Raw genomic sequence first — 25,962 nt, 5'->3', positions numbered from 1 at the left:
TTTCCAATCCGGACGCACGTGATGGAGATACTATTGGTACGTGCCAAAAACCTCTGGCCGTCCCGTCCTAGGCGATTACCGGGCGACGGGGTCGGAGATTTGCAATCTTAAGTAGCGGTGGGCGATATTTTGTCCGCGGCCGTTCTGATAGTGTGCCCGCGCCAGCCTGCCGAATACGCCGGCATCATGGCCACCGAGACCGCCGCCCGGATCGAGGAGGGGCGTATCAGCATCGTCTGCGCAGTATCCATCGAGAAACCAGGAAATTGAGCATCGTCGTGACGACAAGCGTTGCAAAGAACGCCGCCGCTCGGCTTTGCAGCGCTCGCTCGAGAAGATGAAGGCTTACCAAGCCTGCCACAAACACCGCGGCGACCGAGCCGCCGACCGTCAGCCGGTCCGTCAAGCCGGTGCGCCCGCCGGGAAAGACGCGGCCGGGATAGAACGCCATCACGAATGCGAGGCCTGCGAGCCAGGCAATCGTGTAGGAAACGCCCGACGACAGCATCGTCAGGCCGGCAAAGTAGACGGCACTCGTCAGCGCGGTGTTCAGTCCTCCCGCCGCAAGAAAACGGATCGCATCCGAGCCTATCCGGTCATCGGTCATCCGGCCCGACCGTCGCGAGGAAATCCGAATAGTCCCTGATATAATCGCTTGCGTCATATGGATGCGAGGCCATGACGAGCAAGACCGTGTCCGGCTGGAACTTGTATTGGATACCCCACACGCCGGGCGGCAGATAGAGCCCGACCGAGGGATCCGCCAGCGACACTTCCTTTCTGCCGTGACCGTCATCGACGACCACCGACAGGCGGCCATGGGTGGCAATCAGGAATTGCTGGCACTGGCGGTGGGCATGCTCGCCCCTGACCTTGTCGGAACGAACGCCGTAAACGAGAAACGAGCGCAAGGGCTTGAAGGGCAGGTTCTGTCCGAACTCGAGCGGGGCCAACTCGCCGCGAAGGTCGCTGAAATGCGGCAGCCGCCAGAGCTCGCATCCGCCGACGCCCAGCGCCATCCTGTCGCCCGCGGCGCCGGGGGCCGCTTGCGTCATCACAGGCTCGACCTGCGGACCGGTCTGATAGCCGACGATGACGGCGGGATTTCCAACCACGACGGCGTTGGCCGGCACGTTCTTGGTCACCACGGCGCCGGCGCCGATCATCGCCTGGCGGCCAATCGTTATGCCCGGCAGGATCGTTGCGTTGGCGCCGATCGACGCGCCGTCCTCGACGATCGTCTGGAGAAACTGCTCCGGATAGTGTTTCGAACGCGGGAAGCGGTCGTTGGTGAAGGTCGCATTCGGGCCGACGAACACGCGATTGCCCAGCCGGACGCCGTCCCATAGCTGAACGCCGCTTTTTATCGTGACGTCATCGCCGACGCTCACGTCATTTTCGATGAAGACATGATCGCAGATGTTGCAGTTCGCGCCGATCACGGCGCCTGGGAGGACGTGAGCAAACGCCCATACGCGTGTTCCGTTGCCGACGCGCGTGCTTTCGCAGATACCGCGGTCATGGACGAAAAATGGTTTGTCGTTCATGCGGACGTCCCGTCAACAATGCGGCTTATTATCCGCAATGGGCGCGATTTGGTATTTTCAACCGCCCGCCAAAGATAACAGCCAAGGATGCCTTGCACCGCGAGGATCGCTGATCCAAAGCCCACGATCAGCAGCACCAGGGTCGTGTATCCGGCCAGATCGATCTTGCCCAGCAAGCGGGCGACGACGGTGATCACGGCAAACACAAGACTGAGCACGCAGCCCGCAATGCCTACCCAGAGTATGAAAACGATCGGAAAATCGGAAAACGAGAAGATCGAATCCATCATATATCTGAGCCGGCGCCCAATGCCCCAGGCACTCTTCCCATGCTCCCGCTCGCGCCGCCGGTAGGGCACGAACTCCCGCCTGAACCCGACCCAGAACAGCTGAACCACAAGCGAGCTGTTTGGCTCCTCGATTGACAGGATCGCATCGAGCGCCTGGCGGTTGCAGGCAAATATATCCACGCCGCCGCTCGGCATGCTGGGCAAGATCAGCCTGCGGTAGACGCTCCAGAAGGCCCGGGACAGGAAACGTGTCAGAAGGGGATCGTCGCGGCCGGTTCTGCGGCCAAACACGACGTCGGCCGTATCCTTTTCCAGCATCGAAAAGAATTCGACAATGAGTTCGGGCGGCTCCTGGAGGTCGGCAGCCATCGCGGCCACATGTTTGCCGGATGCATGCTCAAGCCCCGTCCGAATGGCCGTGAAGGAGCCAAAATTCCGGCTGTGGAAGATAATCTTGTACCTGTAGCTGGCGTCCTTCAAAGCCCTGACCAGCAGGCCGCCCGACTGGTCGGGCGATCCATCGATGACGAAGACAAACTCGATGTCGCCCTCATACATGGCGTCGAATTTGGCGACGGCCTGCAACAGGGAAGGAATGTTCGGCTCATTGCGGTAAATGGGAAAAACAAGAGAGCGCGCAGTCACATTGCCTCCCATTCGCTCAGGGCCCCGCCCACTTGCTCGACCTCGTCATTCGTCATGTCCGGGTAGCACGGGACGGAACAGAGACGACTGATGCTTGCCCTGGAGATTGCGAGATTTTCGGTCCCTTTCATGGGCAGGGCAGCCCAACCAACCTGATCGCAATCGAGTACGGGATAGTGGACATCGGTATCGACCCCGCGCTCCTTCATGAAAGTGCGGAATGCGTCCCGGTCGTCACACAGCAGAACCGCGAGGTGTGCGACGGCGCCGTTGCCGCCGTCAAGGAATTTGAGCCGGCGTCCGGTGGCGGCCTTAAATCGGCCAAGGATGCTACGGCGTTGTTCGTTGCGGCTGTTCAAGTCCGGAAGCAGCACATCCAAAATCGCGGCCTGGACCTCGTCCATGCGAGAGTTGCGCCCTCCCGGCAGGGCCACATGATATTTGGAACTCCAGCCATATTGATGAAGCTGACGAACGCGCTCCGCCAGTCTTGGGTTGGAGGTGAGGACTGCGCCGCCGTCACCCATCGCGCCGAGATTTTTGGTCGGATAGAAGCTGAAAGTTGCGATGTCTCCAAGCGATCCAGCCGTTTCACCCCTAATGCGAGCACCATGTGCCTGGGCGCAATCCTCGATGAGCGGTATGTGCGACATGCCGGCATTGACAAGTCCTGCCCGGATAGCTGGTACATCGACCACGCCGCCGTAAAGATGGGTAACGACAATGGCAGCCGTGTCGGTACTCACCGCTTCCAGCACCGACTGGACGCTTGCAAGTTGGCTGGCTGGTTCGATATCGACGTAGTGTGGAATGAGGTCGTTGTGCCAGCACGCGCAACTGGCATATCCCCCGGCATTCGCCGCCACGATCACCTCGCGTCCATGCGCATCGCCAAGCCCGACGATAGAGCGTAAGGCGAGTTCAAGGGCGTCCGTTCCGTTTGCGACGAGGATGCAATCCGAGGCTCCTGCAAACGTCGCAAAGTTCGCTGCGAATCGCTTCCCTGCCGCGCCGTTGAGCCACCATCCGGACCGCAGCGTGCTCGCTACTTCGCGCGCGATTTCAACCTCATAGCGCTGGTACAGACGCTTGAGATCATTCATCGGAACGGCATTCGGCTTCGTCATCAACAACTCGACGGCGTGTCTTGTTCGTTCCGGCGTGTTCGCCGGCAAACATTCGGAAATTCAGATGATTCTGACATGACTCAGTTAAGAATACTTGCATCGCGGAAACAGCGGAAAGCCGGAACCGCGTGCCCAACTATTGAGATTCCGGCTCGGTCGCGACAAGCTGGCGTCATTTTGTGGGACGCTGCGAGCCTAGGGGCTGGCCAAACCGCTTCCGCAGACCTGATCGGCACCGCCGTCAGCGACTCCACTCGGCCGCTCGCCGAGCTCGCTGAAGCCAAAGATGGAAGCCGGATCGTCACATCGTGACATTTATTAGCTTTCCCTGTTGGGTATCTGACAGTTTCTCTGAACGACTGGCAATCCAGCCTGAGTTATTGCGGCTTCAAGTCAAATCATCCGCACAATCGAATATCGCCCAAAAAACCTCTAGCCCTCCCGCCCTCTCCGCGCTAAGGCGGTAACCGGGTGACGGGGTTGGGGATTGCAATCTGAAGTGGCGGTGGGCGATGTGTTTTGTCCGCGGCCGTTCTGATAGTATCACCGCGCCTGGAGTCAGTACTGCCCAATGACCGCATACGTAGAAGCCGTATCGGAACTCCGACCGAGGATGCGGCGCGCCATCATCATGGTCCAGGATCTCGTCATGGTCCTGGTCGCGGTGGCGCTTAGTCTCATCCTGTCGCAGTCGCGGCTTTCCTTCGACGCGTTCTCCGTCGGCGGGCTGGCCTGCTGGGCGCTCATCGTGCTCATCGCCCATCTGCTGTTCCGATCCAGCGGCCTCTACAACACCGTCTGGCGCTTTGCCTCCACGCCCGACTTTTTCAACATCCTCAAGGGCTGCGGCAGCCTGACGGTGGTGCTCTATCTGGCCTCGCTTACCTTCCGCTTCTTCTTCCAGCCGGTCGCCGGCCTCAACGAGCGCCAGTTCATCGTCTTCTTCCTGGTCTCCTTCACCATCATCTCGGCGCCCAGGCTCTATTATCGCTTCCTGCGCGACGGCGCGAGCTGGCGCATCCTGCGCCGCGCCGCCGGCGATGCCTCGACCAAGCAGGCGCTGTTCATCGGCCGGCTGGGCGAAGCGGATCTGATCGTGCGCTTCACCCGCACGGCGCAGCCCGCCGAATACGCCATCGCCGGCATAATGGCCACCGAGAGCGCCGCGCCGCTCGGCACGCGGATCCAGGGCGTTCCGGTCGTGGCGCTGCGACCGCGCCTGGTCGAGGTGCTGGAAGACTATGTCAAAGGCACGCAAAGCCTCGACCTCCTGATCTTCGGCCAGGGGGTCGAGCGCGAGATCGAAGACTATGCCGAGCTGGTGCGCGTTGCCCGCCATAGCGGCATCGCCGTCGTCCAGTTTGCAGGCCTGTCGGAACTGGGGCAGGGCGGCAAGCTGGTTCTCGATGCCGTCGAGATGGAAACCATCATGCGCCGTTCGGCGGTCGCCACCGATACCACGCGCATCGGCGCCTTCGTCGGCGGCAAGCGCGTGATGGTCACCGGCGGCGCCGGCTCCATCGGCCGCGTGCTCGTCAAGCGCGCGCTGGAGCTGGGCGCCGAGGCGGTGCTGGTGGCCGACAATTCCGAGTTCGGCATTTTCCAGCTCGATCAGCAGACCGACGACGCCGACCGCGACCGGCTGACCAGCCGCATCGTCGACGTCGCCGACCGGCCCCACATGACGCGCCTCGTCAGCGAGTTCAAACCCGCGATTATCTTTCATGCCGCGGCTCTGAAGCATGTGCCGCTGCTCGAGGAGAACTGGGAAGCGGCGATCGAGACCAATGTCTTCGGCACGCTCGCCTGCGCCGAGATCGCCGCCGAATGCAGGGTGCCGCAGTTCCTGCTGATTTCCAGCGACAAGGCCGTCGACCCGACCTCGGTGCTGGGCGTCACCAAGCGTGCGGCCGAACAGATCGTGTCCTCGCTGCATGAGGCCCAGGCGGCCTCGCCGCCGCCGCGTGCCGGCGCGGCGAACGGCCATGCCGGCCCCGTTGATCTGCGTCATTCGGGCACGAAATTCATCGCCGTGCGCTTCGGCAACGTCTTCGGCTCCAACGGCTCGGTGGCGACGGTCTTCCAGGCGCAGATCGAGGCCGGCGGGCCGGTCACCATCACCGACCGGCGCATGACCCGCTATTTCATGACCATGGCCGAGGCCGTCGACCTCGTCATTATGTCGGCCGCCGATGCCGAGCAGCGCCAGGGCAAGGACGACTACGCCATCTACATGCTCGACATGGGCAAGCCGGTGCCGATCCTCGAAGTCGCCGAAACCATGATCCGCATGGCCGGCAAAAGCCCCTACACCGATATTCCGATCCGCTTCACCGGCATCAGGCCAGGCGAGAAGCTGCACGAGACGCTGCACGCCGAGAACGAGGAGGTGGTCAAGCTCGACACCGCCAAGATCTTCGGCCTCAGGACCGGCGTCGTCGAATGGCCGAGGATCGAGGCGGCCCTGCCGGCGCTGGCGGCCGCGATGCAAGCTCGCGACAAGACCGCGGCACTTGCCATCCTGGCCGGGCTCTATCGGGCGGAAGAAGACATGGGCGGCGTGCGCGAAGAGGCGGTGCCGAAAGCGGCCGGGCAGGTCGGTTAAAACTTTGCCGCGGGCCCGCAATTAGCTATTGAAAACCTTTCAAGCACCTCGCGGGCAAGTGATTCCAAAGCCGTGACCAGCAAAGATCAGCGCGTGGCCGTTCTCATGGGCACGAAGGATGGCGCGGCCTATATCGGCGAACAATTGGAATCCTTGGCTACGCAATCCTGGCCGCTCGTCGATCTCTGGGTCTCCGACGACGGCTCGTCGGACGCCACGGCCGCGATCGTCGAGGCGTGGCGATCCCGCTGGACCAAGGGGTCGCTGACACTTTTGCAGGGCCCGCGAAGGGGCTTCGCCGCCAATTTCCGCTCCATGATACTCGATCCGCGCATCGATGCCGACTGCTACGCCTTTTGCGACCAGGACGATGTCTGGGAGCCGGATCGGCTGGAGGCCGCCATCCGCTGGATGGAGGGAGAGGACATGGAAACGCCGCTCCTGTTCTGCTCGCGCACGGCGACTATCTCTGAGGCCGGCGCTCCGGCCGGCTACTCGCCGCTCTTTCGGCGCCCGCCGTCCTTCCGCAACGCGCTGGTGCAAAGCATCGCCGGCGGCAACACCATGCTCTTCAACCGCAAGGCGCGCGACCTTCTGGCAAAAGCGTCAGCCAGAACCGAATTCGTCAGCCATGACTGGTGGGCGTATCTCATCGTCACCGCCGCCGGCGGCAAGGTCCGCTACGAGCCGCGGCCGCTGGTCAGATACCGCCAGCACGCGGCAAACCTCGTCGGCGCCAACGTTTCATGGAAAGCGAGGTTTTCAAGGCTGGGCCGCCTGTTCAAGGGCCAGTTCGCCACCTGGACGGACACCAATCTGCGCGGCCTAGCCGTCAACCGCGACCTCATCGCGCGCGATGCAGCGCTTTGCCTTCGCCTGTTCATCAGGGCGCGCAAGGGCAATGTCTTCAGGCGCTTCGGCCTGCTCGGCAAAAGCGGTGTCTACCGGCAGACATTCATGGGCACGGTCGGGCTCTATGTCGCTTTCCTCTGGCGCCGGATCTGAGCCATGACGGCAAAGCGCGCGCTCGACCTGGCGGTCGCCGTTCCGATGCTGGCGGTGGCGTCGCCGGTCCTGCTTGTCGCGATGCTGGCGATCCGGGCGACGTCGACCGGCCCCGCCATCTTCTCGCAGATCCGCGTCGGCCGGGGAGGAGCCCTCTTCGCCTGCCACAAGCTGCGCACCATGTATCGGGAAACCCCTTCCTTGCCCACCCACGAGGCGCCGTCCGGTTCGGTCACCGCGGTCGGCAAGGTTCTGCGCGCAACCAAGATCGACGAACTGCCGCAGCTCTGGAACGTGCTGAAGGGTGAGATGAGCCTTGTCGGCCCTCGTCCATGCCTGCCGACGCAGGCGGAACTGATCGAACGGCGCAAGGAACTGGGCGTGCTGGCAGCACTTCCAGGCATCACAGGGCTGGCGCAGGTCAAGGGCATCGACATGTCCGATCCAAAACTTTGCGCGGAAACCGATGCGGCCTACGTCAAGGCCGCCTCGACCGGCCTGGACCTCAAGATATTGCTGGGCACGTTCTTCCGCACATAGAGCGGTTCACCGCTCACGGAAGCGGCGAACGGCTCCTCTGTCGCGCCAGTTCTTCAAGCCGGCCGAGTGTGTCGGCCTCCCGTTCCCAGCCTTCCGACGCAAGCAACGACGAATCACAGACCTGCGTCGCCACCAGAGCTTGCCACGCGGCCCGTCTGCCGCTGAGCGTGGCCAGCATTCGGAACGGCCAGGCCGGCACGGGAAGGAGCCGGGCCGGCCGGCCATATCCGCGCCGGAACGCGGTGACGATTTCGGACACCGCAACCGGCGAAGCATCGCCCAGCACATAAGTTGGGAGCGGCGCCGTGGGACGGCTCAAAAGATGCGTCACGGCGCCGGCCACGGCGTCATGCGAGACGAGCGAACGAACCGCCGTCAGAGCGGCTGTCGGCAGCGGCAGGCCGGTGGCGGCCAACCGCATCAGCCCGCGCAGATTTCCCTTCATGCCTTCGCCATAGGCCGGCGCCAACCGCAGCGCCGTCGCGCCGGCGCGTCCGGCCGTTGCAAAAGCCTCCAGCATTGCGATCTCGCCTTCGCGCTTGGAGCGCCCGTAAGCGCATTGCGGGGCAGGGGGCGTGGCCTCGTCGATCCTGCCGCTGAACCTTGCCCCCACCACGGCGCGAATCGAGGAGAGATAGACGAAGCGCCCGTGGATACGCGTGGCCGCCGCTTGGGCCAGCCGTCCGGTCAGCGTCGCGTTGACGGCTCGCAAGTCGGCCGCGCCGGCACTGCGGTCATTATTGAGCGCCGCGCAGTGAACGACATGCGTCACGTCACGCATCAGGGCCAGAAAGGCCTCCTGCGGTGCATCGGTACCGGGCAGCGCGACGGCATCGTCCTCGCCTGCCAGCCGCTGCGGCAGGCGCGATGCAATCCGTATGTCGAATCCGGCCTCGCCCAACCGGCTGACGATCCGGCGTCCAATGAAGCCCGTCGCGCCGGTGACCAGGACCTTCATGGTTGCGGGCTGGCGCCCGGCGCCATGGTGGGCGCGCTTTTTCCGGTCGGTTCTATCGTCCGTCCGGAAGCAAGGTAGGTTCCCGAGATCAGGAACACCATTAGCGTCGCGTCGAGGATATCGTGGCCGACCAGGATTCCGGCCATTCCGCCGGTGAGATAGGTGATGACGGCGACCAGGATCATCGTCGCGCCGAACCTCTCCACCGGATCGGCGCTGCGGCGCAGCGTCCGTGCCGCGTTCCGTGCGGCAACGACGAAGATCGACGCCAGGGCCAATGCCCCCAGCAGGCCGGCCTCGACCAGCGCCGTCAGGAAGCCGTTGTGGAAATGGCTGAAACCCTGCTGTAGGCCGAACTGGTCCTGCAAGCCGTGCTTCATCAGCGCCCGGCTCGCCGAGATGCCGTGGCCGAAAATCGGCATCTCGCGAAACGCGGAAAAACCGATTTCCCACATCGCTACGCGCAAGCCGAGCGCGGTCGAATGGTCGCCATTGACATTCAGCGCATCCCAGTCGCTAACCAGGAAATCGGCCCGGTCCAGGATGACGCGAGAGCCGATGGCGGCAATCACAAGGGTGACCACGACGCCAATCGCCACGAAGCGCGCCACGCTGGCGCCGGTAAACCGGCGGCGGTTGATGAGAAGCACGACGATGCCGGCAATCGGCACGGCCATCCAGATCATGCGCGATCCCGAATAGACGATCGCCAGGGCTCCGGCTATCGCTGCCAGGACCTGCAGCTTCCAGCGTTTCTCGATGCCTGACAGCGCGCCGGCAAGGCATGTCATGGCGGCAAGGCACGTGACGGTAGCGAAGACGATCGGATTGCCGGCGCCGCCCTCCGCCCTCACACCGAGCCGGTGGGACTGGAACACGGCCATCGCGAGCGCGCCGAAGCAGGCCGCGGTGCTGGCCAGAATGGCGATGCGTGCCAGCGCGGTCTTCTCGGTGATGCTCCACGTCGAATAGGAGAGGGGGAAAAGCAGGAAGGTGATCAACGGCAGGAAGAACCGCAAATCGGCAGCAAGCGTGCCGTTGACGATCGAAGCGAGAACCATCGCCGCGCAATAGGCATAGATCGCCGCCGTGACGGCGAGCATCGGCCGGTCGATATTGAAGCGTCGCCGCTTCGCGGCCACCAGCATCGCCGACCACACGCCACCGGCATTGAAGGCGATGCTGACCAGCGATCCAAGCACCGGCGGCGAAAAAAAGCAGACGATCGAGAAATAGATGTTGATCTGTGCGGGCGTGAGGTGGCGCCGGAGCGTTGTAGACGGGTTCAAATGCTTGCTTCGCAATTCCAGGTTGCGCCCGGATCCATCGAGCCAGCCAAAGGCCGCCTCGCCGGTCTCCGTTTGCCGCGCCTTGCCCGTACCCCGAACCCATATAGCGGCTGGCGCCGATCCGCGATAGTGCGGTCGACAATGTTGCGACAGAAATCCCCTGGTCTGGCGAGGATCGGGGAACTCAGGAATTTTCTGGGCGCCACGGCTTTTCCCGCTCAGCGCTTTCGATGGCTCCGGCAGGATTTTCCGCTTTGCCGGGCGTGTTTGGAAAATTCGTTCTCCAATCACTGCGCGCCGTGCGGGTCTTGCATTGTTATCGGCGGCACCGATCTGTTAGAACGCCCGCACGAAACAGTTTGTCCGAAGTGAAGTTTGCACCCGGGTGGCACGGGATTGCCCCTGCGGTGCAAGATTCCGCCCGACGGCACGAGAGAACGCTCGACGCTCCATGAATATCGCGCTCACGCATCTGCAGCGGCTCGAGGCCGAATCCATCCACATCTTCCGCGAGGTCGCGGCGTCTTTCTCCAAGCCGGTGATGCTCTATTCGGTCGGCAAGGATTCTTCCGTGCTGATGCATCTGGCGATGAAGGCCTTTTATCCGGCCAAGCCGCCTTTCCCGTTCCTGCATGTCGACACCACCTGGAAATTCCGCGAGATGATCGCCTTTCGCGATCAGATGGCGCAGAAGCTAGGCTTCGACCTTTTGGTCCACGTCAACGAGGATGGTGTGCGCGACGGCATCAATCCCTTCGACCATGGTTCCAACACCCACACCCATGTCATGAAGACGGTGGCGCTGCGCCAGGCGCTCGACAAATATGGCTTCGACGCGGCGTTCGGCGGCGCCCGTCGCGACGAGGAGAAGTCGCGCGCCAAGGAGCGGATCTTTTCCTTCCGCAACGCCCAGCACGCCTGGGACCCGAAGAACCAGCGGCCGGAAATGTGGAAGATATTCAACACCCGCATCGCGCCGGGCGAATCGATCCGCGTCTTTCCGCTGTCCAACTGGACTGAGCTCGATATCTGGCAGTACATCCTGCAGGAGAACATCCCAATCGTGCCGCTCTATTTCGCCAAAGAGCGGCCGGTGGTCGAGCGCGACGGCATGCTCATCATGAAGGATGACGACCGCATGCAACTGCATCCCGGCGAGGCGGTCGAGAACCGCCTGGTGCGCTTCCGCACGCTGGGCTGCTATCCGCTGACCGGCGCGATCGAGTCGGATGCCGACACGCTGGAAGCCATCGTCGGCGAGATGCTGACCGCACGCACCTCCGAGCGCCAGGGCCGCCTTATCGACCGCGACGAGGCCGGCTCCATGGAAAAGAAGAAGCGCGAAGGGTATTTCTGATAATGCGCCACATGATGGCCAAGAGCCTCGCCCCCACCGATTCGATCCGCGACTACATGGCCGCGCAGGAGAAGAAGTCACTGCTGCGCTTCCTCACCTGCGGCTCGGTCGACGACGGCAAGTCGACACTGATCGGCCGGCTGCTCTCCGACACCAAGCAGATATTCGAGGACCAGCTCGCCGCGCTCGAAAAGGATTCGCGCAAGCACGGCACGACCGGCGACGACATCGACTTCGCGCTGCTGGTCGACGGGCTGGAGGCTGAGCGCGAGCAAGGCATCACCATCGACGTCGCTTACCGCTTCTTCGCCACGCCGAAGCGCAAGTTCATCGTCGCCGACACGCCCGGTCATGAGCAGTACACGCGCAACATGGCGACCGGCGCCTCGACAGCCGATCTCGCGATCGTGCTGATCGACGCGCGCCAGGGCGTGCTTCGCCAGACCCGGCGTCACTCCATCATCGCCTCGCTGCTCGGCATCCGGCATATCGTGCTTGCGGTCAACAAGATCGACCTCGTCGGCTTCGACAAGACCGTGTTCGACCGGATCGTCGCCGACTACGGCGAATTCGCCAAGGAACTGGGCTTCATGAGCGTCGCGCCGATCCCGATGTCGGCGCGCTTTGGCGACAACGTCACCAGCCGCTCGGAGCGCACGCCCTGGTATTCCGGGCCGTCGCTGATCGAGCATCTGGAAACCGTGTCTGTCGACGAGGCCGCCGTCGAGCTGCCGTTTCGCTTCCCCGTCCAGTATGTGAACCGTCCGAACCTCGATTTCCGCGGCTTTGCCGGCACCATCGCCTCGGGCACCGTCTCTGAAGGAGACGAGGTCGTCGTCGCGAAATCCGGCAAGGCGTCCCGGGTCAAGCGCATCGTCGCGCAAGGCGGCGACCTTGAGCAGGCGGTCGCTGGCCAGGCGATCACGCTCGTCCTCGAGGACGAAGTGGAGGTATCGCGCGGCAATCTGCTGGTGTCGCCGGCCGCCCGTCCGCAGGTCGCCGACCAGTTCGCCGCCAACATCGTCTGGTTCGACGAGCAGGCGCTGCTGCCCGGCCGCTCCTACATCCTGCGCACCGAAACCGACCAGGTGAGCGCGACTGTCACCGACCTGAAATACCGGGTCAACGTCAACGATTTCGCGCATGAGGCGGCGAAGTCGCTCGACATCAACGAGGTGGGCGTCTGCAACCTGTCGACCCGCGCGCCGATCGCTTTCGATCCCTTCGCCGAGAACCGCACCACCGGCGCCTTCATCCTGATCGACCGCATCACCAACGCCACTGTCGGCGCCGGCATGATCCTGCATTCGCTGCGCCGTGCCGAAAACATCCACTGGCAGTCGCTCGATGTCGGCAAGCGCGGCCGTTCCGACCTGAAGAACCAGCGGCCGGCCGTGTTCTGGTTCACCGGGCTTTCCGGTTCAGGCAAGTCGACCATCGCCAATCTGTTCGAGAAGAAGCTGTTCGCGTCCGGCCGCCACACCTACATCCTCGACGGCGACAATGTCCGCCACGGCCTCAACCGCGATCTCGGCTTCACCGACGCCGACCGCGTGGAAAACATCCGCCGCGTCGCCGAGGTGGCCAAGCTGATGGCCGATGCCGGCTTGATCGTAATCGTCTCCTTCATCTCGCCCTTCAGCGCCGAACGGCGCATGGCGCGCGAGCTGATGGCCGAGGGCGAGTTCGTCGAGGTGTTCGTCGACACCCCGTTCGAGGAATGCGCCCGCCGCGATCCGAAAGGCCTCTACGCGCGCGCCTTGAGCGGCGAGATCAAGAATTTCACCGGCGTGGATTCTCCTTATGAAGCGCCGCAGAATCCGGAAATTCACTTGAAGACCCTCGGCAGGAGCCCGCAGGAAATGGCGGAAGCCTTGGAACACTGGCTGACCGAGCGCGACATTGCCGAGGAGCAGTATGACAATGGCGGCGGTATCTGACGAGGCGATGCTCGGCGTCTTCGAGCGCCTGGCGCTGGAAGCGGGGCGCAAGGTGATGCGCGTCTTCCATGAAGGCTGCGCCGTCGACAGCAAGGCCGATACTTCGCCGGTGACGGAAGCCGACCGCGAAAGCGAGAAGATCATCCTGGCCGGCCTGCGCGCCGCCTATCCGGACATCCCCTGCGTGGCCGAGGAGGAGGTCGCAGCGGGAATTGCAACGCCCGATCTCGACGGCGCCTTCTTCCTGATCGATCCGCTCGACGGCACCAAGGAATTCGTCAACCGCCGCACCGATTTCACCGTCAACATCGCGCTGATCCGCCATGGCGTTCCGGAAGTCGGCGTCGTTTTCGCGCCGTGCACGGGACGCTTTTTCTCCGGGCGACCGGGCAAGGCCGAGGCGCTGGAGGTCGATGCCGACTATCGCATCGCCGGCCGCCGGCCGATCACGGTGCGGGCAGGGGGCACGCCGCTCGCGGTCGTCGCCAGCCGCTCGCACAACACGCCGGAAACCGAGGAATTCATCCGCGATCTCGGCGCCGCGGAAATCGTCTCGATCGGCTCGTCATTGAAATTCTGCCTGCTCGCCGCGGCGGAAGCCGATGTCTATCCGCGCTTCGGCCGCACCATGGAATGGGACACGGCCGCCGGCGACGCAGTGCTGCGCGCCGCCGGTGGCATGACGCGCACGCTGGACGGCCAGCCGCTCGTCTACGGCAAGCGTAACCAGGCCAGCGACGGCGATTTCGCCAATCCGCATTTCATTGCGCGAGGGAAGGGCGCGTAACCTCGCCGCTTGAGGGGGGATGGCCGGCAGGTCAGAAGGGGATCGGCGCCGACATTTGCGTTTCGCTCCGGCGCGATTCGTCGCAAGCTGCGCCTGACGAGGAGCCCTTTCGCACCCTTACAAGAGGTCTGCGTTGCTGATCTTAGGCCCAGTCATCCACGGCGGTGCTGTGGGCACGTCCTCGATGGCGCCAACCTTGCGGGCCCAAGTCGTAAAGGCCTTGTGCGCGGCCTCGACTGGTTTCCGACCGTCATAGGCCGAGTAGCACGCCTCGCAGGCCGCCGCGTGAAGCAGGCCACGTCTCTCCACAGGCCATTCTTCCAAAAACTCAATGGCATCCATCACGCAGTCAATCTTTTGGATGTAGCCATTCTCCCCTACGAAAACTGGCTGCTTGAAAGCATCACTTTCCATAGTGACCTCCCTTCAACAACTGACCCCGTTGATCGTTTCCGCAGATGCACCGCTAATATTCGAACACCTGCACGCCCGGCTGGGGACAAGAGAAAAGATTGGAAGCAGCTCTTTTCAGTTCAAGAGGAGCCTGCGAGACGTCGCCAGCAGAACCTCGATGCTACAGTGAGCATCGATGGCAGGCCCTGCTGTCCCGGTTCCTAAGAACGAACGACCAGCGGCACTAAGCCCTCGTGCCGTTCGCCGAGATAGCAGACGACCCGGTCGCCGACGCGCTGGAAATTGAGGTCGACCTTCGCCTCGCCCACGGCTAAGTGCCGGATGACGATGTTGTCGATGCCTATCGGCAACCGTGGGCGTTCGACATTGATCTCGCGCTTCCAACCATCGATGCGGATCCCCAGGCAGGCCTGCAGCATCATGAACGCGGAACCGGCCGACCATGCCTGCGGCAGACAGGCGACGGGATAGGCGATCGGCGCATCCCCGATCGCCCGCGTAAAGCCGCAGAACAGCTCCGGAAGCCGCATATTGAACCGGACCGCCGCCTCGAACATGCTGCTCATAAGCTTCACGACGCTGGTGCGCTCCTGGTAGCGGGCTAGGCCGGCGGCACAGATCGCCGTGTCATGCGGCCAGATCGAGCCGTTATGATAAGACATCGGATTGAACGGAATCTCATCGTCGGCCAAGGTGCGAACGCCCCAACCGCTGTGCAGATGCCCCGACAGCAACTGCTCGGCAATTGATTTCGCCCGTTCTGCCGAAGGCAGCCCAACATAGAGCAGGTGACCCGCGTTGGAGGCGCGCACCGCGCATTGCCTGCCTTCTCCATCGATTGCCAAAGCGTAGAAATTGCGGTCCGGCATCCAGAACCGGGCCTCCACTGCGCTGCGTATTTTTTCTGCCATGGCGCTCCAGTGCGCCGCCTTGGCGGCGTCTCCGCGCTTGGCTGCCAAGGCAGCCATGCCTTGATAGGCTGCGAAGACGTAGCCTTGCACCTCGACCAGTGCGATCGGACCGCGAGGTATTTTGCCGTCGGCATGGAAGATAGCGTCGGCGCTGTCCTTCCAGCCCTGGTTGAAGAGACCCGTGTCCGCCGCCCTATTATAGGTCACGAAACCGTCGCTGTTGCGGGCACCGACTTCCTCCATCCACGCGATTGCTGCGCACAGCGAATCCCACATGCGATCGACGAACTCGTCATCGCCCGTACGATCGGCGTAGGACCAAGCCAGGTAGACATAGAGCGGAGTGGTGTCGACGCCGCCATAATAGCGGCCGAACGGCAGCTCGCGCAGTATAGCCATTTCCCCTTTGCGCGTTTCATGCATGATCTTGCCGGGCTCGGCATCGTCGAACACAGAGGTCTCCGTCGATTGATAGCGGCCAAGGAACGCCAGCACGCCGCGGGCAAGCTCGGGGTTGAGCCACAGCATTTGCAAGGCGGAAATGACGCCGTCGCGGCCGAAGGCAGTCGAAAACCAGGGAATACCGGCGTACGGATATGGCCCGGTCTCCAGATCGGTGGTCAGCAGGGCGATGTCGGCACGTGTGCGCGTGAGCCAGTCATTGAACACGCGGCCGGAGCTGAAAACAGTGGCGCCCTGTCGACGCTTTGAGCGCATTGCAAATCGCGCTCGCGCCGCGGCGGCGCGGAACCGATCACTGGACGGGATTTCTTCGTTCTGACCGACTTCCAGATACAGCGCCTTCTTGTCGTGCCTCCCCACCAGAATGAGAAACTCTGCATGATGGGGATGGATCTGGTCGGGCCTCATCGAAAACGCGATGACGGATTGGCGCGCCACATTATCGAGGCCCTCGTAGCAAAATGTCACGCCTGACTCGCCGACCAAGGCGTCATGTGCGCGACCGCGCCGGCTGCGCGTAGTGCCGCGCACCTCGAACATGTCGCGGAAATCGGCATCGAAGTCGAACCGGACCGGCAGCAACACCTCACGCGCGGAGTAATTCGTGAAAGTGACTCGCTCGTACATGCGGTCGTGCCAGATGAATCTGGTCCGCTCGATGTGCACGACCCCAGGCAGCGTTTCACTGCCGTCGGGCCCGATGGTAGCCAAATTTGTGAGATTGGCGGTGAATAGGATGTTGTCCTGCGACAGCGACGCTCCGAGCAGCGACGGCATGCGGCCGCCTATGAACAGCCGGAAACGCGACAGCACTCGCGTATCATCGCGGAAAAGCCCGTCGCCGCTGCCGCGTATGTCGCCATAGCTGTCCGCGACGACGAAGCAGTCCTCATGCTTCAGCGCAAATTGCCTATGCGGCTCGCGCGGGGCCGATTCATCGAGTGCGGGGAGAGCGACCGCTGGATTAAGCTTGCGTTCTTCGACTTCGATGCTCATCTCAACCCTCCTGTTAGACGGCCGATGCTGGCGCTCATCGCATATGCCTGCGCCCGACCATCTCCTATCGACAGTATCTCGCATCAATGCTGCGATGCCCATGATCTCGGAGAGCGTCATTGAAATCTTGGCGGATGTTCGGCGAAGCTTCCGCTGCTCGACCTGATCGAACGCGGCGGGAACCCGGCAGCCTAGCCGACAACTTGTCTTAAGCAGTGCTGGCTATCTCAGCTGCGTTTGCGGCGAAACCGTTTCGCGGGCCGAGTGGAAATTGCTCGCCGCACGCCAGCAAGCTGTAGATCCCCAAATAGTCGCTGCACATGCGCCCGACCGTGAATCGCGTTTCAAAAGTTTTCCGCACTCGTGCGCGATCGAGACTGCCTATCCGCCGCACAGCTTCGACGGCTTCGTCAATGCTTTCCACTATCAGTCCGGACACGCCATGATCGATGACCTCCGGAACGGCTCCGCGGTTGAAGGCAACCACCGGGGTGCCGCAGGCCATCGCCTCGATCGTCACGAGGCCGAACGGCTCCGGCCAATCGATCGGGAACAGCAGCGCCGTCGCATTGCCCAAAAATTCCGCCTTCGCACGCTCATCAATCTCGCCAATGAACTCGACATTCGAATGTCGAAGCACCTGGGGTTCGACCTTACCGCTCCAGAATGATTGGTCCACTGCGTCGATTTTGGCCGCGATCTTGAGCGGCATCCCGACGCGCGCGGCGATTTCTATCGCGGCTTCCGGGCCTTTTTCGGGTGAGATGCGACCGAGGAACGCGAGGTATCCAGAGGCTTTCGGCCGGAATGGGAGGATGTCGTTCGGCAGGCCGTGATAGACCGTTCCAAGCCAGTTGACCGGCGGCATGGGCCGGCGCTGGTCATCCGAGATCGAGACCAGTGGAATGTCGTTGAACATCGCGTAAAGCTGCGCCAGGTCCGGAAGGTCGAGCCGGCCATGAAGCGTGGTAACGGTTCGCTGCGCGAACTCTCGAATTATCGGGAAATGGAGAACGTCGACGTGGAAATGCAGCACGTCGAATTCATTCGCCCGTCTGCGAACCTCTTCAAGCATCATGACGTGGTAAGGAATGGGATTCTGTGCTTTCTGATTCAGGCGTAGCGCAACGTCGCAACATGCCACCAGTTCGGCCGAAGTACGTGAATCGCCGCTGGCGAACAAAGTCACGTCATGGCCCCTTCGAACCAACTCTTCCGTTAAATAGGAAACGATGCGCTCGGTCCCGCCATAGAACTTGGGTGGCACGGACTCAGTCAGGGGTGCGATCTGGGCAATCTTCATGTGCAGGGCATCCTGGAACGAAAGTCGGCCTTCAACGAACCGGGGACGGCAGCGGTTACTCCTTCTCCCGGTTCGCCGTTCTCGCGAACTTTCGGACTGCTAATTTGTTCCCGGCATCAATCACTTCGCCGTGGCATCGTATGCAAAAGTGAAAGGGCGGAATGTAAACTGCCGGACGGGCAAGCCCGTTGGCGAACATGGCGGCGATCGAGGCGCCGGTCAGGCTGACAAAGAAAGACCGCAGAGCATGTACGCTGCGGCTGATGCAGTGCGGCCGCATTCAGGCTTGGCCTTGCTAATCAATGAGGAACATCCGCCCGCTTGATCCGCGAGCATCCCCGATTCTGATAGCGCCACATTCGCATCCCGAGATATGCACCGGTACCCCATCTGAGCGTGAAGAAACCGCGGCTGTGAGTCCTATGCGATGGCGACTCCTCTGTCGCCTTGAGCGACACTGAGGGAGATCAGGCCGCCGCTACATGCGCCGAGTTCGAGCCGATGTAATTGCGGATCGTCTCGATGATGCGGTCCTGATCGGCCTCGCTCAAATAGGCATGCATCGGCAGGCAGAGGATCTGCTTCGGCAATTGCTCCGAGACCGCAAGGCCGGTCGGTGTCCGCGGATAGTGCTTGTAGGCGACCTGCTCGTGCAGCGGCTTCACATAATAGATCACCGACGGGATGCCCTTTTCGCCGAGATGGGCCTTGAGCCCGTCGCGCTTCGGCGTCTCGATGGCGTACTGCGCCCAGGCGGAGCGGCCGTGGCCGAGATTGCGTGAGGCCTTGACGATGTCGCCAAGGCCCTTGGCATAGCGGTCCGCGACCACCTGCCTGGCCACCATCTCGTCCTCGAGGATGGCGAGCTTTTCGATCAGGATCGCCGCCTGCAGCGTGTCGAGGCGCGAATTGATGCCGACGCGGACATTGTCATATTGCGTCTCGCCCTTGCCGTGGAAGGCGAAGGAACGCAGCTTGTCGGCCAGCGCAGCATCGTTGGTGAACATCGCGCCGCCATCGCCGTAGCAGCCAAGCGGCTTGGCCGGATAAAAGCTGGTCGAGCCGACATGGCCGAAGGCGCCGCACATGGTGCCGTCGGCGGAACCGCCCATCGACTGCGCAGCGTCCTCGATCACCAACAGGTTCGCGCGCTTGGCGATCGCCATGATCGCCTCGTAGTTCGCGGAGAGCCCGAACAGGTCGACCGGGATGATCGCCTTCGGCTTCAGCCTACCTTCCTTCTTGATCATCTCGATCGCCGCCTCGAGGCTGGCGATGTCGATGTTATAGGTGTCGCGGTCGACGTCGACGAAGACCGGCTCGGCCTTGGCGAGCGCCACCACCTCGGCGGTGGCTGCGAAGGTGAAGCTCGGCACGAACACGGCATCGCCCGGGCCGATGCCGGCGGCAAACAGCGGCAGGAGCAGCGCGTCGGTGCCGTTGGCGCAGGCGATCACATGCTTGACGCCGATATAGGCGGCAAGCTTATTCTCGAATTCCGTGACCTGCGGCCCGAGGATATAACGGCCGTCCTCGACGACGTGGTCGATCGCGGCCTTCAGCCGGTCGCGGATACGTTCGCGCTGCGCGCCAAGATCGATGAACTGCATGTCGCCCTCGAAACTGCCTGTAAAACCGGCCCGCTGGTAACAGACTTGAACCGGCTGAGAAAGCCGGTGGCGGCCGGCGCAAATTGCTCAGGTGTCGCAGCCTGTTGCCGATTTTGCCGGCGCAATGCCTGAAAAACCCGGAAATCCGAGCCGCAAGAGGCGTTTTCCGGCCCCTCCCATCGCGTCGTTCCACCGGTGGGAAACATAAAGTGATCGGCCGCGAAGGGCGGATTCGCGTCCGCTCCCACGCTGGATCAGGCGATTTCGTGCCGCCAGGGCGGGTTGGCGCCGGCCCGCGAAACCGTCACCGCCGCCGCCTTGGCGCCGAGCTCCAGCGCCTTGCGGATCGCATCTTCCGGCAGGTCGCCGATCGCCGCCTTGGTGAGCAGGCCCTGTTCGTGCAGGGAGGCCAGAATGCCGGCGTTGAAGGTGTCGCCTGCGCCGACCGTGTCGATGACCTTCACTTTCTGCGGCATGACGGTGACCTTGTGCGCCTTGCTGTAGCCGACGGCGCCTTCGCTGCCATGGGTGACGACGATCAGCTTCGGCCCGCGCTCCAGCCAGTTGCGCACCACATCCTCATGCGAGCCGGCCTCGTCGAACCATTTGAGATCCTCGTCGGAGAGTTTCACGATGTCGGCCATCGCCATCATCTCGCGGATACGCCTCAGATGCTTCGCCTTGTCGGGGATGAAATTCGGCCGGATGTTGGGGTCGAGCATCATCACCCGACTCCGGTGCTCGCGCCGCATGAATTCCTCATAGGCCGATCCCGCCGGCTCGGAGATCAGGCTGATGGCGCCGAACAGCATCGCCTCGATCTCGGGCCCGAGCTTCGGCAGGTCCTCGATGGTCAGCATGCGCCCGGCGGTGTTCTCGTCATAAAAGGTGTAGGTCGCCTGGCCGTTGGTGAGCCGCACGAAGGCGAGTGTCGTCGGACGCGGCGAGGTGTGCGCATAGGTGGAGCTCACCTTGCTTGCGCCGAGCGCCTCGCGGAACTGGCCGCCGAACAGGTCGGAGGAGAGGCCGGAGAAGAAGCCGGCCGGAGCGCCGAGCCGGCCGAGCGCGATCGCCGAGTTGAACACCGCGCCGCCGACATAGGGCGCGAAGGCCGCTTCGCCTTGCGTCGTGGTGCGCGGCAGCATGTCGATCAGGGCTTCGCCACAGCAAAGGATCATGTCGTCTTGGTCTCCGGCGGATGGATCACGCCCTTGCGAATGATGATGTTGGCAAAGAGCCTGGGTTCGCTGGTCGCAACGATGGCGTGCGCCGCCTTGACGCGTGCATAGAAGTCAGGCCCGGCCAGAGCAACCACCTTGTGGCCCGGCGCACGCCTGGCGCAAACCGATTCCATCTCATGATGCACGGCGTCGGCCAGCGCCGGGTCGCCCTTCACCGAGGCACGAAACAATGCCTCCGGCACAGCCTCGTCCACCGGCAGCACACTAAGCACGGCGTCGAGGACGGCTATGACGTGGTGGCCGTCGGCGCGAATCAGCCGCCGTGCCTGTTCCTCGGCCGGATAATTGCCATCGACGATCGCGATCTCGTCGCCATGGCCCATTGCCCTGAGCGTCGCCAGGAACTGGGGCCCGAGCAGCGACGGGATGCCGATCAGCATGTCAGGCGCCTCCGGACGTGTGAGGCCCGATCAGGAAGCGCTCGGAGAGCGGCAGGCTGGCGCCGCCCATGGCGCGTGCGTGAATGCCGACCGTTCCCTCGCGCACGACAGGCAGTTTCAGTCCTTCGGCATCGACACGGGCGATCGCTTCCGTCACGGTATCGACCAGCCGGCGCCGCACATCGAGTGGCATCCAGCCGTCGATAACCGCCGCTTCGAAATCGATGACCGACGAGGCAGCGACAATGGCATAGGCCAGCGCCCGCGAGGCGCTGGCGATCCACTCGTCGAGATCGGCGCCGATCTCGCCCCATTCCTGCGGCGAGGTCCACAGATAGGAGCCGTCGATGCCCTTGGCGGAGAGCGCCTTTTCCAGCATCGCGATCGAGGCGACGTCGATGAGCTGCGTCGGCTTGCCGTCCGGTCCGGGCACCGGCATCGAGCCCAGTGCGCCGGCGTTGCCGTTCGGCCCGCTGTAGAGGCGGCCATTGAGCACGATGCCGCCGCCGGCGAAGGCGCCGATATAGAAATAGACGAAATCGCGCGCTGCGCCCGCTCGTCCGAAGACGAGCTCCGCGCCGCAAGCCGAAGTCGCGTCGTTCTGCAGGTAAACCGGGAACTCGCACTGCCCCTGGATGTCGGCGCGGATGTCGCGATGGCGCCATTCGTCCATGATCTCGCGCGGCGCGCCGGCCGTGTCTGCCCAGTTCCATAGCTCGAACGGCATGGCGATGCCGAGCCCGGCAATGCGCTTGTCCTGCGCCGGCGTCAGTTCGCCGCGCATCGTCTTGATGCCGGCAGTGACGAATTCGACGGTCTCGCGCGGTGCGGGATAGCGGTAGGAATGCTGCAGCATGGCGCGCACATTGCCGAGGAAGTCGATCAGCACGAGCTCGGCCGAGCGCCTGCCGATCTTGAGGCCGATGAAAAAAGCGCCTTCCGGATTGAGCGCCATCGGAATCGACGGTTGGCCGATCTTGCCGCGCAGCGGCGCCTGGCGCACAAGCAGCTTGTCTTCCTCGAGCTCGCGCATGATCACCGACACCGTCTGGGCCGACAGCCCGGTCATGCGCGCAATGTCGGATTTGGCCAGGCTGCCATGCTGGCGCACCAGGGACAGCACGAGCCGTTCATTATGGTCGCGCATGCCGCTCTGGTTGGTGCCGCGGTGCAGCCGGCTCTCCAAAGCCTCGGGCGAACCGTGCCTCGCAATGCCGGTCTCCACCCTGTTTCCTCCCGTCTGTTTCCCCTCGATGCTTTTCGTTCAGAATGGGTGAACAGCGCAAGGCTGTCAATAATAAATAAGAGTGATTTAATTATTGACAGCCGTTGCGGACTGGTGTCTTTTGATCTGGCGTCCACGCTGGGAGAAATGGTTGGATGCGTTTGAGGCGCCGGGTTGGCCGGCGTCCGGAATGGTTCCACTGGGAGGAAATCGTGACCAAGAAATCGCTGCTGAAATCCACCGTATTCGCGGCGGCCGGGCTGGGCCTGCTCGCGTTCGCCTCGTCCGCGTCGGCCGCGGGCGTCGGCGCCTGCCTCATCACCAAGACCGACACCAATCCCTTCTTCGTCAAGATGAAGGAGGGTGCGACCGCCAAGGCCAAGGAACTCGGCGTCGACCTCAAGACCTATGCCGGCAAGATCGACGGCGACAGCGAGAGCCAGGTCGCGGCGATCGAAAGCTGCATCGCCGACGGCGCCAAGGGTATCCTGATCACGGCTTCCGATACCAAGGGCATCGTGCCGACGGTGAAAAAGGCGCGTGACGCCGGCCTGCTGGTGATCGCTCTCGACACGCCGCTCGATCCGATCGACGCCGCCGACGCCACTTTCGCAACGGACAATCTCGAAGCCGGCAAGCTGATCGGCGCCTGGGCCGCCGCTACGCTTGGCGACAAGGCCAAGGACGCCAAGATCGGCTTCCTCGACCTGACCCCCTCGCAGCCGACCGTCGACGTCCTGCGCGACCAGGGCTTCATGATGGGCTACGGCATCGACGTGAAGGACCCCAACAAGATCGGAGACGAAACCGATCCGCGCATCGTCGGCCATGACGTGACGAACGGCAACGAAGAGGGCGGCCGCAAGGCGATGGAGAACCTTCTGCAGAAGGACAACACCATCAACGTCATCCACACCATCAACGAGCCGGCCGCTGTCGGCGCCTATCAGGCGCTCAAGGCCGTCGGCCTCGAGAAGCAGGTGCTGATCGTCTCGGTCGACGGTGGCTGCCCGGGCGTGAAGTCGGTCACCGAAGGCGTCATCGGCGCCACCTCGCAGCAATATCCGCTGCAGATGGCGGCGCTCGGCATCGAGGCGATCGCCGCCTTCGCCAAGGACGGCACCAAGCCCAAGCCGACCGAAGGCAAGAACTTCTTCGACACCGGCGTCAACCTTGTCACCGACAAGCCGGCCAATGGCGTCAAGTCGATCGACACCAAGGAAGGCCTGGCCAAGTGCTGGGGCTGATGCTCTGAGAGGTCCACGAACCGTGCGGCTGGGGGCTTGATCCCCGGCCGCATCGGGTGGACGATGCGCTTTCGTCAAAGCGCGACAATCCTGGCGACAAGACCGGAATAGGCGTCGACGGCGTGTGCGGCAATGAGAGGCCGTATGCAGACGGGAGGACATATGTCTCAGATACAGGAATTCGAGAAAGTACTTACGGGAAGCGACACCAGCGTCGCCGCCTTCGACGAGCACAAATCGGCCGTCAAGCGCGCCCAGCACTTCCTGCACTCCACGCCGGCGGCGGTGCCGCTGATCGTGCTGGTTCTGTCGGTCATCATCTTCGGCATCGCCATCGGCGGACGTTTCTTTTCGTCCTACACGCTGACGCTGATCCTGCAGCAGATCGCCATCGTCGGCATCCTCGGTGCCGCGCAGACATTGGTCATCCTGACCGCGGGCATCGATCTCTCGATCGGCGTCATCATGGTGATTTCGGCGGTGATCATGGGCAATTGCGCGGTGACCTATGGCATGCCGGCCATTCTCGCCGTGGCGATTGGACTTGCCGCCGGCGGCGCCTGCGGACTGCTCAATGGCCTCCTGGTCGCCTACATGAAGCTGCCGCCCTTCATCGTCACGCTCGGCACCTGGAACATCGTCATGGCCACGAATTTCATCTATTCGGCCAATGAGACGATCCGCGACACCGACGTCGACGTCCAGGCGCCGCTGCTGCACCTGTTCGCGGTGAGCTTCAGGGTCGGCTCTGCCGTGCTGACCCTTGGCGTCATTGCCATGGTCCTGCTGGTGATCCTCCTGTGGTACGTGCTCAACCACACCGCATGGGGCCGCCATGTCTACGCCGTCGGCGACGATCAGGAGGCTGCGAAATTGTCGGGCATTCAGACCAAGAAAGTGCTGATGACGGTCTATGCCCTTGCCGGGCTGATCGCCGCTTTCGCGGCTTGGGTCTCGATCGGCCGCAACGGCTCGGTCTCGCCGTCGGCCGCTGTCACCGACTACAATCTGCAGGCCATCACCGCGACGGTGATCGGCGGCATCTCGCTGTTCGGCGGGCGCGGCTCGATCCTCGGCACGCTGTTCGGCGCCATGATCGTCGGCGTCGTCTCGATGGGCCTCAACATGCTGGGCGCCGATCCGCAATGGAAGGTGCTGCTCACCGGCGTGCTGATCATCGGCGCCGTGGCGATCGATCAATGGATCAGAAAGGTTTCGGCATAGTCATGACCCAGGAGCCCATTCTCACAGCGCGCGGCCTGATCAAGCGCTATGGCCGCGTTACCGCCCTCGACAATGCCGATTTCGACCTCTATCCGGGCGAAATCCTCGCCGTCATCGGTGACAACGGCGCGGGCAAATCATCGCTGATCAAGGCGATCTCCGGCGCGGCCGTGCCCGACGAAGGCGAAATCCGGCTTGAGGGCAAGCCAGTTGCCTTCAAGTCGCCGATGGAGGCCCGGGAAGCCGGCATCGAAACCGTCTACCAGAACCTCGCCCTGTCGCCGGCGCTGTCGATCGCCGACAACATGTTTCTCGGTCGCGAGATCCGCAAGCCAGGTCCGCTTGGCAGCTGGCTGCGCATGCTCGACCGTCCGGCGATGGAGAAGCGTGCTCGCGACAAGCTCACGGAGCTCGGCCTGATGACCATCCAGAACATCAGCCAGGCGGTGGAGACGCTTTCGGGCGGCCAGCGCCAGGGCGTGGCGGTGGCGCGTGCTGCCGCTTTCGGCTCGAAAGTGGTGATCATGGACGAGCCGACGGCCGCCCTTGGCGTGAAGGAAAGCCGCCGCGTGCTGGAGCTGATTCTGGACGTCAAGAAGCGCGGCCTGCCGATCGTTTTGATCTCGCACAACATGCCGCATGTCTTCGAGGTGGCGGACCGCATCCACATCCACCGGCTTGGAAGGCGTCTCTGCGTCGTCGATCCTAAGCAGATTTCCATGTCGGATGCGGTGGCGCTGATGACCGGCGCCAAGAAGCCGCCGGAGGACGCGCTGGCGGCTTGATCCCCACGACATGTCCCTGTTGCCGCAGGCGGGCTGATGGGTCGGTTGAGTAAATCGATTGAACCTATGCTGCA

22 protein-coding genes are annotated in these 25,962 nt (G+C 63.1%); 9 read left to right on the top strand and 13 right to left on the bottom strand.

The window, feature by feature from the left end:
- Nucleotides 1-226 precede the first annotated feature (226 nt).
- From LB525_RS18865 to LB525_RS18850, 4 genes are read right to left on the bottom strand one after another with little or no spacing between them, the layout of a single operon-like run.
- Nucleotides 227-607, bottom strand: coding sequence for a hypothetical protein (locus LB525_RS18865; protein ID WP_224545759.1), 381 nt, complete (start codon nt 605-607; stop codon nt 227-229).
- On the bottom strand, nt 597-1,547 hold the full coding sequence (locus LB525_RS18860) for a WxcM-like domain-containing protein (RefSeq protein ID WP_224545757.1): 951 nt from the start codon (nt 1,545-1,547) through the stop codon (nt 597-599). Before LB525_RS18860 ends, LB525_RS18865 begins: the two co-directional genes overlap by 11 nt.
- Entirely contained in the window at nt 1,544-2,482 is a 939-nt protein-coding gene (locus LB525_RS18855; RefSeq protein WP_224545754.1) for a glycosyltransferase family 2 protein, read from the bottom strand. The genes LB525_RS18860 and LB525_RS18855 overlap by 4 nt, the downstream gene beginning before the upstream one ends.
- The gene (locus LB525_RS18850; RefSeq protein WP_224545752.1) at nt 2,479-3,609 is read right to left on the bottom strand and encodes a DegT/DnrJ/EryC1/StrS family aminotransferase; all 1,131 of its coding nucleotides are present in this window, start codon (nt 3,607-3,609) and stop codon (nt 2,479-2,481) included. Before LB525_RS18850 ends, LB525_RS18855 begins: the two co-directional genes overlap by 4 nt.
- 571 nt (nt 3,610-4,180) lie before the next feature.
- On the opposite strand from LB525_RS18850, the gene LB525_RS18845 reads away from it, so the two are divergent.
- The 3 genes from LB525_RS18845 to LB525_RS18835 all read left to right on the top strand — a co-directional run bounded on the left by LB525_RS18845 (nt 4,181) and on the right by LB525_RS18835 (nt 7,759).
- Nucleotides 4,181-6,214, top strand: coding sequence for a UDP-N-acetylglucosamine 4,6-dehydratase (locus LB525_RS18845; RefSeq protein WP_224545750.1), 2,034 nt, complete (start codon nt 4,181-4,183; stop codon nt 6,212-6,214).
- A 93-nt stretch (nt 6,215-6,307) separates the two neighbouring features.
- Nucleotides 6,308-7,219 (top strand): glycosyltransferase family 2 protein, encoded by a 912-nt coding sequence (locus tag LB525_RS18840; RefSeq protein WP_318012411.1) that lies wholly within the window; start codon nt 6,308-6,310, stop codon nt 7,217-7,219.
- A 3-nt stretch (nt 7,220-7,222) separates the two neighbouring features.
- Nucleotides 7,223-7,759: a sugar transferase gene (locus tag LB525_RS18835; protein ID WP_224545748.1), complete on the top strand. Its 537-nt coding sequence runs from the start codon at nt 7,223-7,225 to the stop codon at nt 7,757-7,759.
- 13 nt (nt 7,760-7,772) lie between these two features.
- On the opposite strand, the gene LB525_RS18830 is transcribed toward LB525_RS18835, so the two are convergent.
- Together LB525_RS18830 and LB525_RS18825 are read right to left on the bottom strand one after the other, a co-directional pair.
- Nucleotides 7,773-8,717, bottom strand: coding sequence for an NAD-dependent epimerase/dehydratase family protein (locus tag LB525_RS18830; RefSeq protein ID WP_224545746.1), 945 nt, complete (start codon nt 8,715-8,717; stop codon nt 7,773-7,775).
- The gene (locus tag LB525_RS18825; RefSeq protein ID WP_224545745.1) at nt 8,714-10,006 is read right to left on the bottom strand and encodes an O-antigen ligase family protein; all 1,293 of its coding nucleotides are present in this window, start codon (nt 10,004-10,006) and stop codon (nt 8,714-8,716) included. Before LB525_RS18825 ends, LB525_RS18830 begins: the two co-directional genes overlap by 4 nt.
- A 451-nt stretch (nt 10,007-10,457) precedes the next feature.
- On the opposite strand from LB525_RS18825, the gene cysD reads away from it, so the two are divergent.
- The 3 genes from cysD to cysQ are packed head-to-tail and all read left to right on the top strand — an operon-like array spanning nt 10,458 to nt 14,090.
- On the top strand, nt 10,458-11,363 hold the full coding sequence (cysD, locus tag LB525_RS18820; protein WP_224707448.1) for a sulfate adenylyltransferase subunit CysD: 906 nt from the start codon (nt 10,458-10,460) through the stop codon (nt 11,361-11,363).
- A gap of 2 nt (nt 11,364-11,365) precedes the next feature.
- The gene (gene cysN, locus LB525_RS18815; RefSeq protein WP_224545719.1) at nt 11,366-13,303 is read left to right on the top strand and encodes a sulfate adenylyltransferase subunit CysN; all 1,938 of its coding nucleotides are present in this window, start codon (nt 11,366-11,368) and stop codon (nt 13,301-13,303) included.
- Nucleotides 13,304-13,310: 7 nt separating this feature from the next.
- A complete protein-coding gene (gene cysQ / locus LB525_RS18810) occupies nt 13,311-14,090 on the top strand; it encodes a 3'(2'),5'-bisphosphate nucleotidase CysQ (RefSeq protein WP_224545912.1) in 780 nt (259 codons plus the stop codon).
- A gap of 117 nt (nt 14,091-14,207) precedes the next feature.
- Here the strand turns inward: cysQ and LB525_RS18805 are convergent, their stop codons facing one another.
- The 7 genes from LB525_RS18805 to LB525_RS18775 all read right to left on the bottom strand — a co-directional run bounded on the left by LB525_RS18805 (nt 14,208) and on the right by LB525_RS18775 (nt 22,632).
- Nucleotides 14,208-14,504, bottom strand: a complete 297-nt coding sequence (locus LB525_RS18805) for a DUF982 domain-containing protein (protein ID WP_224545718.1) — start codon at nt 14,502-14,504, stop codon at nt 14,208-14,210.
- Between the two features lie 200 nt (nt 14,505-14,704).
- On the bottom strand, nt 14,705-16,873 hold the full coding sequence (locus LB525_RS18800; RefSeq protein ID WP_224545717.1) for an amylo-alpha-1,6-glucosidase: 2,169 nt from the start codon (nt 16,871-16,873) through the stop codon (nt 14,705-14,707).
- Nucleotides 16,874-17,081: 208 nt separating this feature from the next.
- Entirely contained in the window at nt 17,082-18,176 is a 1,095-nt protein-coding gene (locus LB525_RS18795) for a glycosyltransferase family 4 protein (RefSeq protein WP_224545716.1), read from the bottom strand.
- Between the two features lie 467 nt (nt 18,177-18,643).
- Nucleotides 18,644-19,786, bottom strand: a complete 1,143-nt coding sequence (locus LB525_RS18790) for a DegT/DnrJ/EryC1/StrS family aminotransferase (RefSeq protein ID WP_224545715.1) — start codon at nt 19,784-19,786, stop codon at nt 18,644-18,646.
- Nucleotides 19,787-20,040: 254 nt separating this feature from the next.
- Nucleotides 20,041-20,964 (bottom strand): carbohydrate kinase family protein, encoded by a 924-nt coding sequence (locus tag LB525_RS18785; RefSeq protein WP_224530021.1) that lies wholly within the window; start codon nt 20,962-20,964, stop codon nt 20,041-20,043.
- Complete coding sequence (locus tag LB525_RS18780; RefSeq protein WP_095766828.1) at nt 20,961-21,407, bottom strand: RbsD/FucU family protein; 447 nt, start codon at nt 21,405-21,407, stop codon at nt 20,961-20,963. The genes LB525_RS18785 and LB525_RS18780 overlap by 4 nt, the downstream gene beginning before the upstream one ends.
- Before the next feature lies 1 nt (nt 21,408).
- On the bottom strand, nt 21,409-22,632 hold the full coding sequence (locus tag LB525_RS18775; protein WP_224545714.1) for an ROK family protein: 1,224 nt from the start codon (nt 22,630-22,632) through the stop codon (nt 21,409-21,411).
- 260 nt (nt 22,633-22,892) lie between these two features.
- On the opposite strand from LB525_RS18775, the gene LB525_RS18770 reads away from it, so the two are divergent.
- The 3 genes from LB525_RS18770 to LB525_RS18760 all read left to right on the top strand — a co-directional run bounded on the left by LB525_RS18770 (nt 22,893) and on the right by LB525_RS18760 (nt 25,888).
- Entirely contained in the window at nt 22,893-23,879 is a 987-nt protein-coding gene (locus LB525_RS18770) for a sugar ABC transporter substrate-binding protein (protein WP_411909284.1), read from the top strand.
- 162 nt (nt 23,880-24,041) lie between these two features.
- The gene (locus tag LB525_RS18765) at nt 24,042-25,103 is read left to right on the top strand and encodes an ABC transporter permease (RefSeq protein ID WP_140541596.1); all 1,062 of its coding nucleotides are present in this window, start codon (nt 24,042-24,044) and stop codon (nt 25,101-25,103) included.
- 2 nt (nt 25,104-25,105) lie between these two features.
- Nucleotides 25,106-25,888 carry an ATP-binding cassette domain-containing protein gene (locus LB525_RS18760; protein ID WP_176477005.1) on the top strand — a complete coding sequence of 261 codons (783 nt, stop codon included), beginning with the start codon at nt 25,106-25,108 and terminating at the stop codon, nt 25,886-25,888.
- Nucleotides 25,889-25,962: the final 74 nt, after the last annotated feature.

Source organism: Mesorhizobium sp. CA16 (assembly GCF_020165175.1).
In the GTDB taxonomy this organism is placed as follows: Bacteria; Pseudomonadota; Alphaproteobacteria; order Rhizobiales; family Rhizobiaceae; genus Mesorhizobium.
Note: the sequence above shows the minus strand (reverse complement) of the source record. Positions and strands in the feature narration are given on the sequence as shown.

What these genes read in the sequence shown, in the direction of transcription:
- LB525_RS18865 (WP_224545759.1), bottom strand. Translation starts at nt 607, where the DNA reads ATGACCGATGACCGGATAGGCTCGGATGCGATCCGTTTTCTTGCGGCG.
- LB525_RS18860 (WP_224545757.1), bottom strand. Translation starts at nt 1,547, where the DNA reads ATGAACGACAAACCATTTTTCGTCCATGACCGCGGTATCTGCGAAAGC.
- LB525_RS18850 (WP_224545752.1), bottom strand. Translation starts at nt 3,609, where the DNA reads ATGACGAAGCCGAATGCCGTTCCGATGAATGATCTCAAGCGTCTGTAC.
- LB525_RS18845 (WP_224545750.1), top strand. Translation starts at nt 4,181, where the DNA reads ATGACCGCATACGTAGAAGCCGTATCGGAACTCCGACCGAGGATGCGG.
- LB525_RS18835 (WP_224545748.1), top strand. Translation starts at nt 7,223, where the DNA reads ATGACGGCAAAGCGCGCGCTCGACCTGGCGGTCGCCGTTCCGATGCTG.
- LB525_RS18830 (WP_224545746.1), bottom strand. Translation starts at nt 8,717, where the DNA reads ATGAAGGTCCTGGTCACCGGCGCGACGGGCTTCATTGGACGCCGGATC.
- cysD (WP_224707448.1), top strand. Translation starts at nt 10,458, where the DNA reads ATGAATATCGCGCTCACGCATCTGCAGCGGCTCGAGGCCGAATCCATC.
- cysN (WP_224545719.1), top strand. Translation starts at nt 11,366, where the DNA reads ATGCGCCACATGATGGCCAAGAGCCTCGCCCCCACCGATTCGATCCGC.
- cysQ (WP_224545912.1), top strand. Translation starts at nt 13,311, where the DNA reads ATGCTCGGCGTCTTCGAGCGCCTGGCGCTGGAAGCGGGGCGCAAGGTG.
- LB525_RS18805 (WP_224545718.1), bottom strand. Translation starts at nt 14,504, where the DNA reads ATGGAAAGTGATGCTTTCAAGCAGCCAGTTTTCGTAGGGGAGAATGGC.
- LB525_RS18800 (WP_224545717.1), bottom strand. Translation starts at nt 16,873, where the DNA reads ATGAGCATCGAAGTCGAAGAACGCAAGCTTAATCCAGCGGTCGCTCTC.
- LB525_RS18795 (WP_224545716.1), bottom strand. Translation starts at nt 18,176, where the DNA reads ATGAAGATTGCCCAGATCGCACCCCTGACTGAGTCCGTGCCACCCAAG.
- LB525_RS18790 (WP_224545715.1), bottom strand. Translation starts at nt 19,786, where the DNA reads ATGCAGTTCATCGATCTTGGCGCGCAGCGCGAACGTATCCGCGACCGG.
- LB525_RS18785 (WP_224530021.1), bottom strand. Translation starts at nt 20,964, where the DNA reads ATGATCCTTTGCTGTGGCGAAGCCCTGATCGACATGCTGCCGCGCACC.
- LB525_RS18780 (WP_095766828.1), bottom strand. Translation starts at nt 21,407, where the DNA reads ATGCTGATCGGCATCCCGTCGCTGCTCGGGCCCCAGTTCCTGGCGACG.
- LB525_RS18765 (WP_140541596.1), top strand. Translation starts at nt 24,042, where the DNA reads ATGTCTCAGATACAGGAATTCGAGAAAGTACTTACGGGAAGCGACACC.
- LB525_RS18760 (WP_176477005.1), top strand. Translation starts at nt 25,106, where the DNA reads ATGACCCAGGAGCCCATTCTCACAGCGCGCGGCCTGATCAAGCGCTAT.